This window comes from Brasilonema sp. UFV-L1 (genome assembly GCF_012912105.1).
GTDB lineage: Bacteria > Cyanobacteriota > Cyanobacteriia > Cyanobacteriales > Nostocaceae > Brasilonema.
Genome location: NZ_QMEA01000023.1, coordinates 19,473 through 33,580 on the forward strand (window position 1 = coordinate 19,473; position 14,108 = coordinate 33,580).

Annotated in this window: 9 protein-coding genes; 1 reads left to right on the forward strand and 8 read right to left on the reverse strand. The window is 39.0% G+C overall.

From position 1 onward, the window contains the following. Positions 1 to 845: 845 nt before the first annotated feature. The 3 genes from DP117_RS10025 to DP117_RS10035 form a co-directional block, all read right to left on the reverse strand. Entirely contained in the window at positions 846 to 2,273 is a 1,428-nt protein-coding gene (locus DP117_RS10025; protein WP_169218170.1) for a sugar transferase, read from the reverse strand. A gap of 184 nt (positions 2,274 to 2,457) precedes the next feature. Further along, positions 2,458 to 3,249, reverse strand: coding sequence for a WecB/TagA/CpsF family glycosyltransferase (locus DP117_RS10030; RefSeq protein ID WP_169218171.1), 792 nt, complete (start codon positions 3,247 to 3,249; stop codon positions 2,458 to 2,460). A gap of 253 nt (positions 3,250 to 3,502) precedes the next feature. Further along, the gene (locus DP117_RS10035; RefSeq protein WP_169218172.1) at positions 3,503 to 4,666 is read right to left on the reverse strand and encodes an endo-1,4-beta-xylanase; all 1,164 of its coding nucleotides are present in this window, start codon (positions 4,664 to 4,666) and stop codon (positions 3,503 to 3,505) included. A gap of 1,951 nt (positions 4,667 to 6,617) precedes the next feature. On the opposite strand from DP117_RS10035, the gene DP117_RS10040 reads away from it, so the two are divergent. Beyond that, the gene (locus DP117_RS10040; protein ID WP_169218173.1) at positions 6,618 to 9,380 is read left to right on the forward strand and encodes a CHASE2 domain-containing protein; all 2,763 of its coding nucleotides are present in this window, start codon (positions 6,618 to 6,620) and stop codon (positions 9,378 to 9,380) included. Positions 9,381 to 9,413: 33 nt separating this feature from the next. On the opposite strand, the gene DP117_RS10045 is transcribed toward DP117_RS10040, so the two are convergent. From DP117_RS10045 to DP117_RS10065, 5 genes are all read right to left on the reverse strand, one after another. Then, positions 9,414 to 9,911, reverse strand: coding sequence for a hypothetical protein (locus tag DP117_RS10045; RefSeq protein WP_169218174.1), 498 nt, complete (start codon positions 9,909 to 9,911; stop codon positions 9,414 to 9,416). Between the two features lie 610 nt (positions 9,912 to 10,521). Beyond that, positions 10,522 to 11,100 (reverse strand): protoporphyrinogen oxidase HemJ, encoded by a 579-nt coding sequence (gene hemJ / locus DP117_RS10050; protein WP_169218175.1) that lies wholly within the window; start codon positions 11,098 to 11,100, stop codon positions 10,522 to 10,524. 210 nt (positions 11,101 to 11,310) lie between these two features. After that, complete coding sequence (locus DP117_RS10055) at positions 11,311 to 12,159, reverse strand: alpha/beta fold hydrolase (protein ID WP_169218176.1); 849 nt, start codon at positions 12,157 to 12,159, stop codon at positions 11,311 to 11,313. Between the two features lie 111 nt (positions 12,160 to 12,270). Continuing rightward, complete coding sequence (locus DP117_RS10060; protein WP_169218177.1) at positions 12,271 to 12,753, reverse strand: hypothetical protein; 483 nt, start codon at positions 12,751 to 12,753, stop codon at positions 12,271 to 12,273. 167 nt (positions 12,754 to 12,920) lie between these two features. Continuing rightward, positions 12,921 to 14,069 (reverse strand): FAD-dependent oxidoreductase, encoded by a 1,149-nt coding sequence (locus DP117_RS10065; RefSeq protein ID WP_169218178.1) that lies wholly within the window; start codon positions 14,067 to 14,069, stop codon positions 12,921 to 12,923. Positions 14,070 to 14,108 lie beyond the last annotated feature (39 nt).

Genomic DNA, 14,108 nt, shown 5'->3' on the forward strand with positions numbered 1-14,108 from the left:
ACGAGGGCGTCTGTGCAGGAGGTATCCTTTACTTCGTTACACTCAAAATGATATGTTGTATCTTTTATCCATTTTTTAGACATCTTTGAAGGATGTTTTCTATTGAGGTCTTCTTGTTACTCTCTAACGAAGTTAAATATAGCTTTATTTTTCAGTAATTACAAGTATTCATCCGGAATCTTTTTTAAAGAGAGTGTAAAGTTTGCGGGATAATATTGTAAATTGGATAGAAAAATGACCGTGAGAAAAGTAGGAAAAGTATGTTTTGTTAGCCTTTTGAATCAAAAACAATCAAATTCATAACAAATCAGTAGGTAGGTAAAAATAAAGTGTACTCGTTGAGGCAGTCATTAGTCATTAGTTAGTAAGAGTTTTCGGATTTTTTACATTTCTTAATGTAGTTCGATTAACTTGTATATATCTATCTACTTAGTTTCTGAAAGATGAATATATAAAAAACTTTCTTTTTTTTAATTTCTGCTAATTAGAATACGATTTTACAGAAATTGATGAGCATTTTTCAGACGTATAATCAGACACATTTTATTTGAAATATTTCTGCTATTCATTATTCATTTTCCCTTCTCAAACGTTTAAAATTCGCTGGTTCAAAATTCATAAGAAACAGAGGGAGGCTTGTGCCTGATAAAACTCAGTTCCTCCAGCACTTTAGTAGATAAGCTTAAAATAAAATGTCCAGCCAGCCGTCTAGTTTATCGATTTTCCCAAATCTTTGCTTTGAGGCTGTCAAGCATCCACAGGGTGCTTGACACGGCTGGAGATTTTATGGTTAAGAGAAGGAGTGTTCCTAACGACTGGCACCTTCGTTCTTTTTGGTCAATGCTTTAGTAAGCACCTGTCTTACTAAAGACAACTTTGACAGTTTTCAGCAAAATTTGCAGGTCTAACCATATAGACCAATTTTCTATGTAAGTGATATCTAATTTCACCCCATCTTCAAAATTATCGATATCAGAGCGACCAGACACCTGCCATAATCCTGTAATACCGGGTAGAACTTCTTGTCGGATAAAGTGCTTTGTTTTGAATTTTTCAACATCCCTCATAGGGAGAGGACGAGGACCAACTAAACTCATCTCTCCAAGAAGAACATTAAACAGTTGGGGTAACTCGTCTAAACTGTAACGGCGCAGGAATTTGCCTATCCGTGTGATACGAGGGTCGTCTTTCATCTTAAAAAGAACCCCATCCTTGATTTCATTCTTTGCTTCTAACTTTGCCTGCAACTTTTCTGCATTAGTCACCATTGTGCGAAATTTCCAAATCTTGAAATTCTTACTATGCAAACCAACTCGATTTTGTTGGAAGAATACTGAACCAGGAGAATCTAACTTAATCAGTGTGGCGATCACAACATAGACAGGAGACAACAAAAGTAACAAGATAATTGAACAACAAAGATCAAAACTCCGTTTTACCCAAAAATCGCTGCCTGCGATAATTGGTGCTGGAATTGTCATGCAAGGAACTTCGCCAATCATCCAAAATACGGATTTAGGATGACGAACTTCACCTTCAGTGGGTAGTATTCGTAAGGTAATCCCAGCTGTTTGGAAACGCCAGCAAACATACAGACGATTCTTAATAGCGTTCCAAGAAACAAAAGCCTCTTCTATACCTTCTGTGCGTAAATATTCAAATGTTGCCTCCCGGTTCATCAAATCCAAACTGCTAGAACCAGAAATGCCTTGTACAGTGTAGCAATTCTCCTTCTCTATTAACCTAATATGGTTTTCTTTGTCTTCCGGATCTGTAATCAGAAAAACCGAGTGACGAATTGCTCCTCTACTACGAAGCAATTTAGTACCCAGATCACAGATAAAGCGAGCTGTGCAGATGAAAACAACAGACAAAAACCAAAACAGTAGAAAAGTTGAGCGCGAGATATAACTCTCTGGCTCGTAAAGAAAAGCAATTAGCAAAAGTAAAGTTTCTGACAGTGTGATTGCTTTGAACAAACTAAAATAATTACGACGATTATTACCTGATTTGTAGAGTCCTTTGGTACTAATCACGCCGATTGCAACTGCCAGAATGAGCAATAGGAAAGATGCTTTTTGTGTCCAAGGCGATTCTAATGGAGTGCCATAAATGACTGCTAAGTTCCATGCTAAGGTCAAAGAAATAATATCTAGCACAACAAGCGTTCCTACCCGCATAACTTTGGTAGTTAAGCCTTTCTGTATCCTTGTGCCATTTGCTGACCTTAAATCTGGTTTAAACCCTGTAACTAACAAAGATTTAGATGTCACGATTATTCTTACCCCTGTATTGACAGAATCAAAAATCAACTTGCAAATTAAGTGCGTAACAACTCAAACTTTTCACATGTTTAATTGGTGGAATGACCTACTGAGGTCAACAAAAATCTAGACTGATTAATAATTCTAGATTCTGTATTACCTTGACAAAAATGCAAAATCTGAATACATCAGCTTAATATTGGGATGAAGTTCGAGAGCGTTTTCTCAAAAACTTTGTCAACCTTTCTTGTAAGACTCGATAAAAAAACAGCGGATTACCAAGCACATAGCGTTTCCACAAACGTTTTGGTTCTGTTACTAATCTTGTTAACCACTCTAGACCGCTATTAGTCATCCAACGCGGACCTCTAGAGACGGTACCAGTATAAAAATCAAGACATGCCCCAAGAGGCAGAAAAACTTTTGTCTCTATTCGCTCTGAATTATTTAAAATCCAACTTTCTTGTAACGGCATTCCAAAGCCAATATATAAAATATCTGGCTTGAATTTGTTGATTTCTTGAATAACAGATTCATTTTCTTCACCAGACTTATTAAAATAACCGTGATGTCCTTTGACTCTTAAATTTGGTGCAATCACTTTTAGCTTAGTGATTGCTTTATCTACAGTTCCTGGTTCACCAGCAAGCAGGAACAAAGAAACATTTTCTCTCTCGCAGGCTTTGGCAAAATCTTCTATGTAATCTGGACAAGTCATACGATGAGATGAATTCACACACCCACCACAGAGTTTTGCTCCTAACAGGACACCAAATCCATCGCAGAAAACTAAATCAGATTTATTGAGAAACTCTCTATACCAAGGAAGCTCATAGGCAAAATTCATTGCCCGAGTGTTGACATGGCATATGGTTGTTTTCTTCTGAATTTTTGCCGCTTTGACAGCATAGTCAATGAGTTCATTAACTTGAATTTTATGAAATCTGGTGCCTAGTAAAGCGATTTCATCAAATTTTTGCGTCATTTAGATAGTTCCTCCAATGATTTTCTACGATAACTGCTAAGAAGAAATACCATTTTCTTTCGGCAATTTATTCAACAGAATATTGAGGCAGTAAGTATGCATAGCTGACGTCAAATCATGACAATTCATAGATTGACAAGCATCTTTTCCATACTTGGAATCAAATAAGTCATCAATTCCCAATTCTCAAATGTGAAAACCTTCACGACTTCAAATTGCTTTTTGCAATTTAGAATCTTTGAGTAGCGATTGGTTAACGCTTTGGAGCTTGATCAAACGCTCTGGCTATGGCATTCCATGCCAACTTGGGTTTGAAGTTTGAGTCAAATGGTAAAGGACGAACTGGTAAACCATCTGAACGGGGAAGAAACATTGGAAGCCAAGAGTGTTTGTCACTCAATCCCCAGGTTAAAACCGCAATCACTGCTCGCTCATCTAACACTATCGAAAGATAGTCTTCGTACATACCAGCAATCATGCGATCGCGCACAATAGGGTCTGAAGGTAATTTCTGGTCTATCACGTCTAGTTCAGTAATGAGAATTTTAAGACCAAAACTAGTCACGTTAGACAAAAAATTTCGTAATTTCTTGGCATTCAAAGAACTGTGACCTAACAAGTGAGATTGAATACCAAGAGCATGAATTGGTGTTCCTCGAGATTTCAAACGTTCTAGCAGTTTTAGAACAGCAGTTCTTTTGGCTTCATGTTCAGGAGTGTCATGCTCCAAGTCATTCTCGTTGTAGACTAACATCGCTTTGGGGTCAGTTTGCGCTGTAACCCGATAGGCAAGCTCTATGTAATCTGGACCTAAAAACTTGAGCCACGGACTTTGTCGCAAACCTGCTTTTAGTCTATCCTTTGGTTCAATCGCCTCATTGACTACATCCCAAGAGTGGATTTGACCAGCGTAGTGTTTGGTCACAGTTGTAATGTGTTCCACCAAAAATTTTTCTGCGTTTTGGCGGTTAACGACTTCCTTAAACCAGTCAGGTAGTTGCGAATGCCAGACTAAAGTATGTCCTTGAAAAAGCATATTGTGAGTACGGGCAAATTTAGCCATCCAATCTGCCCTACTAAAGTCAAATACGTTTGGACGAGGTCGCAAAAATTGCCACTTGAGCTCGTTCTCTGGTGTCAAGACGCCGCATTCACGAATAATGCAAGCCTCTAAGTTTTTGTCTGAAGCAAGAAGATCTCGCCCACAGGCTGCTCCATAAATTAATCCCTTAGCTGCAGCACGCTTTTTTAAAGGATTTTGCCCTGTGACTCGAAAATCTCTTTTCGGTTTGTCAAATACATGACTGTAGTAGATTGGCTTAATATTTTTTCCCACTGCGACAGCGGTAGCCCCTGCTAAACCTGATAAACCAACGTACAAAAAACGACGCCTACTGTGTGACGAGTTTTTAAACATATAGATAAAGAAAACTGAAACCAGAAATATCTGAAGTTTGAACTCAAATGACTAGCGTTCCAAGGGGTTCAACTGAGGGATATGCGGAATTTGATCATTCAAAATATGGCACGAAGTGCCACACGGAGCGTTCAAAATGCTTACATCACGAACTTTTCGCGCTCTGAGTGAATGGTAGCTCTATTTGGACCACGTTGTATTAGTTAGTCACTAACAGGCGATGATATCTACTGAAAAAACCTCCAAAAACATACGGGTTGTTCTTTTAAGTACATAAATATGATTGGAGATAAGTCTTATTTCTCCGTAGTCTCGTTCAAGAGGATTTTGAAGAAAACGTTGTGTAGATATCGCTAAACCTTTCTAAACACTGATGTTCGTATCAATCTTCATCAACTCATATTTTCTGTTTCTTATGATACAAGACACGATTTTTCTCATTTCAGGCATCCAGATATCATCAAAAACAACATACCCTCCTAATTGTAATAATTTGCCAATGTAGAAGAAGTCTATAAAAGTATAGTCGAAATAATGTAAAACTTCTGTGAAAGCAAAATCAAGTTTTTCTCCTTTTGTTAAAAGTTAAGGTAAAGCTTCATGAGAACAGGACTGCATAAACCATAATTTGTCTGTTAAACCCGCTCTTTTAACATTCAGTAATCTAATCAGCTCCCATACATTATTTGACATTTACTTTTTTGAATTACGTAGAATACACCTTTAGCACACAAGAACTTCAGAATCCTTGCAAGATAAGTGCTTTAAGAATTTGCAACTGACTTTTGTTTGTTTACTTGTTTGTTTACTTTGAAAATTGTGGTTAAGCCACTTTCAAAGTCGCTTCACAAGACCGAAAACTTAATTATTGAAGAAGAAGTCAGAAGACAGAATTGGTGAATCCAAAATGCAATCAGTAGGGTATTGATGATCTTTGCTGGTGATTCAAGACCACCAAGTCTACATATTGTGGTGGGCGACTGAATCGTTTACTCATCCTTCAAACGCACACTCGTCATTCTGGTCAGAGGCGGAGCAACTCAAGCTCTCTGCTCCTGGCGACTGACACCTTCGTTCTTTCTTGTTCAATTTTTTATCTAAGACAGAGTGTCTCACTGAAAAATCATGCGCACAGCATCTGTGGAACACTTTTCTTAAATCCTATTGTGTTTGCGATCATGGCACAGTATCCATACTTCTTCTTAAGTACTTAATTCTCGTCATTTATCATACACCACAGGATATTTATTAAGCAATCAATTTCTTTTTCTTAAATCTTAGGATAAATTAGTAGGTTCAGATTTTTTGGAAACATAAATAGTAGGAAAAGTAAGAAAAGTAGGTCAAAATCTAACTTGATTAAAACATGATTTTTTCTCAAGAAATAATTTTAATTCCAGGCTTTTAGTAAAGGATTTTAACTCATCAGGCAATAGTACTAATGACTATAAGAGGAGGACACTTCATTTCCTTTCCTGAATCAACGGGTTTTTCCATCTTGATAAAGAGTGGGAAGGCTAAGAATTGACAAAAGTGTATATGAAGAAGTACACAAAATAAGAGAGCCTTCTAGTTTGATTTTCCTAAACTCCAGTGAATATCATCTTATACCGTTTCTATATGAAGATGCACTTAATTAGCCCACGAAGGTGGGCTTTGTTTCTGTAGCCCCAGGCTTTTAGCCTGTTAGCAAAGTCGCACGAAGTGCGAGCGATAAGGCACAACTTCACACATAATTGGTATTAAAGGTTATTTCTAAAGTGAGTTGGAGCTATACTGAGCGGAGCTTTGCAAAGCAAAGACACTATATATATGAATACTGAATCGGTGTTCTAGAAGCTCCAACGTGGTTTTTCTTAATAGCTGCACAATCAGTGGATTGAGTCATGTGTACATAATTGTATAATTTAAAGCTAAAATATTTCATCTACTACACCTTCACCATTTCTAAATGAACCGTTATACATATCAAGTCGGTGGTAGTCTAACCATTAATTCTCCTAGCTATGTAGAACGACAGGCTGACAAGCGACTGTATCAAGCATTACAAGAGGGCGAATTTTGCTATGTTCTCAACTCTCGGCAAATGGGCAAATCCTCGCTTCTCGTCAGAACTCGACATCGTTTACAACAAGATGGGTTTAAATGCACCACTGTGGATATGACCAACATTGGTTGTGAAAATATTACACCAGAGCAGTGGTACAAAGGAGTGATTGCTGAATTATGGTTAGGTTTCAAACTGTTAGGAAAATTTAACTTAAAAGCTTGGTGGCGAGAGCAAGAAGATATTCCTGTCCTCCAAAGGCTGAGTCGATTTATTTCTGAAGTCCTGTTGGTTCAATTTCCGAACGAAAGACTGTTTATTTTCATTGACGAAGTTGATAGTATCAAGAGTCTTGATTTTTCCGTTGATGACTTTTTTGCCTTGATTCGGTTTTGCTATAACCACAGAGCTATTGACCCAGAATACAATCGCATTACATTTGTTATTTTTGGAGTGACAACACCATCAGATTTAATTCAAGATCCAAAGCGCACTCCATTTAATATTGGTAAAGCCATAGAATTACACGGTTTTACAATAGATGAAGTGCAACCATTGGTAAAAGGACTAGAAGTTAAACAAGGAAATGCTCAGGCAATTCTTAAAGAAATCTTATCCTGGACAGGGGGGCAACCCTTTTTAACGCAAAAACTGTGTCATTTAATACAAAATTCGAGTCAAGATTCAGTGAGTCAGACGCTGATGATTCCTCCTGGGACTGAGGAGTTTTGGGTAGAAAATATTGTTAAATCACGCATCATCCACAAGTGGGAATCTCAAGATGAGCCAGAACATTTGCGGACGATTAGCGATCGCCTGCTTGCTAACGAGCAAATTATCGGGCGTTTATTGGGAATTTATCAACACATTTTGGCTGGGGAAGACGTCCCAACCGATGATAGCCGAGAACAGATTGAGCTTCTTCTGTCAGGTTTGGTTGTCAACCAGCAGGGATACCTGAGAGTGAAAAACCCAATCTATCAAGCAGTTTTTAATTCAGAATGGGTTGCTCTACAGATGGAGAATAGGCGTCCCTACGCGCAACACTTCAAGGCTTGGATTGCTTCAAATCAGCAAGATGAGTCGCAACTTTTAGTAGGGATAGCATTGCAGCAAGCATTAGTTTGGTCAAAAAATAAAAGGCTTAGTGACTTAGATTATCGCTTTCTCGCTGCTAGTCAGGAACTGACAAAGCGACAAATTGAAACCGATTTAGCCATCGAAAAACGTGCCCGACTAATTGAACGAGAAAAAGCTCAATTTGCCTTACTCGCAGCTCAGCAAGCGAATCAAATATTGGCAAACGCACGGAAAACCGCAAAACAAAAGGCTCAAAAACTACGTCTGGGTAAAGCTTGGATTGGGAGTATTGCTGGGGGAGTGACGGGTTTTGTGATTCTTGTACGTTTGACTGGACTCCTACAGGGGATGGAATGGTCGATGCTAGATTCTTTTTTTCAAGCGCGTCCTCCAGCAAAAGTTGACCCTCGTATTACGATCATAACGATTGATGAGCCAGATATTCAGCAAATTGGTCAACATCCGCTACCGGATCGAGTGTTAGCTCAAGCAATCCGGATCATAAAAAGCTATAAACCTAGAGCTATCGGACTGGATTTATACCGAGATTTGCCTAGAGAACCAGGTCATAAAGAACTCATAGAAGTTTATAAAACAACAGAGAATCTAATTGGTATTGAAAAGGCAGTAGGTAGTCAGATTGCTCCACCACCAACTTTAGCTGAATTAGGTCAAGTCGGTCTTGCTGATCAGGTTTTAGATGGAGATGGAAAGCTACGTCGAGCTTTGCTTTCAGTTCAACAGCCAGATTCTTCATTACACCTCAATCTTGGTTTGCAGTTAGCACTGCGCTATTTAGAAGCTGAAGGTATCACCCCTCAACCCCAAACCAACCATCGCGATCAAATTCAGCTCGGCAAAACAGTGGTTATTCCCTTTCAATCTGATGACGGTGGCTATGTCCGAGCTGATGCTGGAGGATATCAAATTTTGCTTAACTTTCATGGTACCGAGCAACAGTTTCAGACATTCTCGCTCACAGATTTGTTAGCAAATAAGATACCACAACAAAAGATGCGCGATCGCGTTATCCTCATCGGCTCCACTGCTGATAGCGTCAACGATTTTTTTCAAACACCCTACAGCGATCGCAACTTTGGTTCTCCAAAACAAATGGCAGGAGTCACAGTCCATGCTAATATTACAAGCATGATTTTGAGTTCTGCGCTACAGGGGCGACCACTGCTAAAGGTTTGGTCTAAACCAGTTGAATGGCTTTGGATTTTGCTTTGGTCTGGGGTAGGAGCTGCGTTGGCTTGGCAGATAAAGTCACTGAAATCTATGGTGACTACTGTTGTCCTTGTAGAGGGAGGACTCATAGCAATTGCCTACCTTGCCTTTTTACAAGGTTGGTGGATTCCTACTGTTCCTTCAATGATTGGACTTATCATTGCTGCTGGAACTCTGCCGATAGTCACGAATCGGCAATTAGAAAAAACTCAACTTTGTCAAACTGTAGAGTTGTTAATTGCCATTTCTAGGGAACAACCAGCTGTAGGACAAATTGCTCTTGAATATCTCAAGCAAGCAGAAAGTCCTGATAATCAGGCGTTAATTGAGCAGATACTTCGCCAAGAACTTCCGTGACATCATGACTTCAACTATTAATAGACAAAAGCCTCAGATAGGAAACATAGAATCATCGAGTTGTACAATTTGTCCACAAACAATCAATGAGAACCACTGGTCCTTGTTGCTCATCTCTAAGGGCTGTTTTGGGTTTTGTTGTGTAAAATATACCTTTTCAGCCTCAGCATTCATGAGTAAAGATGCTCTGCGAAACATGAATACGACTTCAGGTGCTGATGTTTTGGGTATCTCAACGAATGGTGTTGGACGCTCCTGAAATGTGAATTTATAGTTCTGTTTTAGCGTTGAAGGTCGAATTGGTTGTTCTTCTGTAGAACATATAAGTCTACTGCGAGAACCTGCACCATAGGTCTCTCTTGGTTTTCCTTGTTTTGGCGGTCTAAAACTTGCTTGCGATCTGCTCTGCTCTATGGAAGTGGTGTTTGTGGGTTTAAATTGTGACTGAGCCTGAGCAGATAAGCCTAAAGTCAGTGAGAGTTCTACGAAGAACCAGATTGTCAATAATTGACAAATGTAACTTATACTCATGAGTGAATACTGTTCTCATATCTCTGAAAAAAACTAAAAAGTGGTATGTCATCTTGCACCTTGAAATACAGTAAGCAAAATTTAGGGTCAGAATTTTATCTGCCAGCAGCTTACTTGCTTAGTACCGACATTCCACACCCTCAACTGTCACAATCGGCTTCCACTGTTTTTAACAGTTATTCAGTTATCAGCTATCAGTAAAGAACGCCGAAGCGCGCTTGGGTTTTAGTCCGGTGAATTGGTCGTTCGTCACAAGACGAAGGCAGGCATAGATGTTGGTAGCATCTTTAAATCCCCCACCATACGCCTGTTTACTGATAACTGTGTACTGTTTTAAGCTGAAGCTTGCAGAGTAAAAAGCATAATCTGCAACTCTAAAATCAGAACGACTAAATGTTTATACTGTGTGACACCCTGAGGTGCGGAATGTGGGTTAATAATTATTAGCCTAACAATAATGTATTATTCTTTAATAAGACTTAATGTACACAAATATGTTTTTATTCAAAATTCATACCAGTGTCATATCTCTCAAGAAAGAATTCACCGAGTTAGTCGTCAGAATACAGAAACAGAATGTATTCTGACGACTGAGGACAAGGAGTGTCAATTAGCTGCTTTGTTGCTGTACCATTTCTGTTGTCAGCTTTTCTTTATCTTTACGGCGTTTCCTCGCATAAAGTTGAATAGTCGCCGCCATCGCAATAATCATAGCGACAATACCCCAAGCCGTGATGTCAGTCGGCAGATTGTTTTTGAACACAGCTAACAACACAATCACAACTAACATGACTGTCGGTGCTTCATTTAACGCTCTCAACTGCTGACTATTCCATTTGCAGGTGTCTTGGGCTAACTGCTTCATCAGACGCTTACAGTAATGATGATAGCCAAGTAAAAGGACAACAAAACCCAGTTTGACGTGTAACCATCCTTCTTTAAGAACATCTGGTTCTGTAGTTAATAAACCAATCGCCATTGCTACCGTTACCAGCATCCCCGGAGTTGTGATGATACTGTAGAGACGCTTTTCCATGATTTGATACTGATTCTTCAGTATTGTGCGTGCTGGTTCCGGTTCTTGTTCAGCTTCAACATGATAGATAAAAAGACGCACGAGGTAAAACAAACCGGCAAACCAAACGACTATACCGACAATGTGAAAAGCCTTAAACCAGGAATAAGCCATAAATCTTTTTCTCCATTAATGAATTTCTGGCACACGTAAATCATCTAAAGGTGCTATAGAAATCCTATCTAATTTATGAAACTGAACTCTGGTTATTTAATGAACTGCAAAATAGATGAGCATCAAATACTCACAAGACAAATGCTGAAATCTTAAAAAGATATAAAGGTAATATCACTCTTGAATTGAAATTGCTATTATTTATTATTGTTAGTTATTTTTAACACGAACAAAAGGCAAAAGGTCTTCAAGAATTGTTTCAGAATAGTGTTCTTGAGGATAATGACCAACATTGTTAAGTTTAATTAAACTTCCATTTTCGAGGGAATTAACAAAATCTTGAGCTATATCTATAGGTAGCCAAGGGTCTATCATTCCCCAGAGAACTAAAATTTCTTGTTGCGATTGTTTAAAGCCTGATTCTATTTCTGTCATTGCTGAGCTTAGCTGTAAATTACGGATAGTTGCGAGGAGACTTCTGCCAGCGGCAGAACTTTTTAAAAAGGGTTTACGATAAATATTTAAATGTTCTTCTGCAATGACGTAACGACAGCCTCCTTCAAGAGTCCGGTCAACTAGCAAGGGGTCTTGGGTAATCATATCACCTGCAAAAGGTAATCCCATCTGTTGAATTTTCCAGGGTAACTTTGCGCGACTGGAAATGGGTGTGTTTAGTATAGCTATATTGGCAATATGTTCTGGATGACGCAAGGCATATTGTAAACCTATAGAACCTAAGAAACCTTGCACAACTAAAGAAAAACGTTCAAGTTCTATGGATTTGATAAATTCTTCTAAAGCTGTCAGAAAAGCATCTGGTGTGTAAGCAAAATCCCTTTTGTCTGGTTTTGAAGAAAAACCAAAGCCAATCCAATCAGGTGCAATTGCTCTTGTTCCTTGGTTTGCCAAAGCTGGCATGATATTGCGCCAACTGTAACTTTGTGATGGTAAACCATGTAGCAGTAAGACAGGAAGTAACTCACTTTTACCAGTCGGTAAAGCTTCCCGATAAAACCATTCTAAGGATCCAACTTGAATTTTATTTTCTGTTATTGACATTTGAATTAACTTATGAAAATTTGTTGCAGACTAAGTGAAAAAACTCTTAATATTTGCGAATTGATTGAGAATTTTGACATTCAGAGGAAGATTTAAGACATTTATATCATCTCAAAAAATCTCATCCATCTTAAATTCAGCTTGAATCAAATTTGATAATTGTTCTAACGCCTTATCAAAATCCGCCATGTCTTCATTAAAATCAGTTGTATTTTGATAGAGGACAGACCCAGTTTCAAATTTAACCAGCCATTTTAGTGTAGATATTCCATGTTTGACTAAATCTTTATTTGGGCGGGATATATAAGCAAGTCTTGCTTCATCTTGGGCGTAATGATTCAGCCTATCGAGTACCCTAGGATGAAATATCTTCAGTGTATGCTGCACACGCTGAAGAGTAATAACTAAATTGTCAATTTCTGTTGCCCAAACTCTAAAGTTTTGGTCTGTGGGTTCTTGATTATATTGAGTATAGGCTTCCTGACAACTGTACATGGTGGTGTAAAGTCGGGTCATTGCCTTAGCTAGTTGCTTCCGTGGCTCAAAACTCGACTTTAAAGCGTCATAAATTAATTCGATTAGTTTCTCCCACATAGGGCTTTCCCCCATATTAAATGATTTGAGTAACTCGTCTGTTTTTTCCCTATTGAATTCTATCCCCTGTAATTTTCATTTAGTCTGCGACCTTTTCACTTTGTCCGCGAATTGACATTTGTTTATGAGCACGACTTCTCATCATCAGGTTCAGATTGAGTTATTAATTATGATTGCTTAGCAATAATCATCTCACAAATTGCGTAAGCTGTTGCTGGTGCCAGTAAAACGCCATTGCGATAATGTCCACTCGCAAAAAGGATGTTACGATATCCAGGTAGCTTACCAATGACTGGTGCTGGACGTCTTTCAGGACGGGGACGTAACCCTGACCAAGTACGGATAGTTGTAGCTGTTGCTAAGTCTGGACAAAAGGCGATCGCCTGTTTTCTAACCAACTCCAGCAGTTCTCTATCAGCTATAAGCTCATCTTTATTCGTCGGAAATTCAACAGTTGCACCTATCCAGTAATCTCCACCACCTACAGGGACGATATGAACATCATCACCGGTGATGACTGGTTGGAAGTCGGGATTTCCTAAAGAATCTCCTAAGCGAACACACAAAGCTTGCCCTAAAACAGGGCGAATATCAATCATTTGCTTTAATTGTGTACTCAGCAAAGAAGAACCCAGCCCAGCCGCTACAACAAACCAATCAGCAGTAATTTTTCCCTCTGTCGTTTCAAGTTGAGAGCAATATTTTTCAGAATCTTCTTTCTCAGACGGTGACACAGACTGGGGTTGTGTACCCGAAACCTGAACACCAAATTTAAAATCAACGCCATTATGCTTTGCAGCATCAATCAAAGCCAATGTGAGTGCTGTTGGATCAACTTGGCGATCGCACGGAGAGTAAACAGCCCCCACAATCTGATCGTTATTCACATGAGGACAAACTTGCTTGAGTTTTGCAGTATCCCAAATTTCTAGGGAGAAACCTTGAGACTGGCGGATTTCTTGTAATTTTTTCCATTCTGAGATTCCTGCATCTTCTTTTTCTGAGTCAGACATAAAACCCTCAGACAGCAACATGAGGATTCCCTGACGGTTAAAGTGAATTGTACGATCTGTCAGGGGTTCTAATTCTGTGATCAGAGTTTCATAACGCTGGATGCTTGTTTGTCGCATCTGCCAAGCCTTCCCCTTGGTTTTTTGGCTGATGACACCCATTAAAACACCCAATGCTGCTCCTGTAGAAGCTTGTGCAGGTAGTTGTTGATCAACAACTGTGATTTTTAGCCCTTTGACTTTGCTAAGTTCATAAGCAATAGTTGCTCCAACCACACCGCAACCGATGATAACGACATCATTCATATTTGGTGCTACTGAACACAGAGAAGATGGGGAGACACA

Excerpts from the sequence above, each read along its gene's own strand:
- DP117_RS10030 (WP_169218171.1), bottom strand. The coding sequence starts at position 3,249 with ATGACGCAAAAATTTGATGAAATCGCTTTACTAGGCACCAGATTTCAT.
- DP117_RS10035 (WP_169218172.1), bottom strand. The coding sequence starts at position 4,666 with ATGTTTAAAAACTCGTCACACAGTAGGCGTCGTTTTTTGTACGTTGGT.
- DP117_RS10040 (WP_169218173.1), top strand. The coding sequence starts at position 6,618 with ATGAACCGTTATACATATCAAGTCGGTGGTAGTCTAACCATTAATTCT.
- DP117_RS10045 (WP_169218174.1), bottom strand. The coding sequence starts at position 9,911 with ATGAGTATAAGTTACATTTGTCAATTATTGACAATCTGGTTCTTCGTA.
- hemJ (WP_169218175.1), bottom strand. The coding sequence starts at position 11,100 with ATGGCTTATTCCTGGTTTAAGGCTTTTCACATTGTCGGTATAGTCGTT.
- DP117_RS10055 (WP_169218176.1), bottom strand. The coding sequence starts at position 12,159 with ATGTCAATAACAGAAAATAAAATTCAAGTTGGATCCTTAGAATGGTTT.
- DP117_RS10060 (WP_169218177.1), bottom strand. The coding sequence starts at position 12,753 with ATGTGGGAGAAACTAATCGAATTAATTTATGACGCTTTAAAGTCGAGT.
- DP117_RS10065 (WP_169218178.1), bottom strand. The coding sequence starts at position 14,069 with ATGAATGATGTCGTTATCATCGGTTGCGGTGTGGTTGGAGCAACTATT.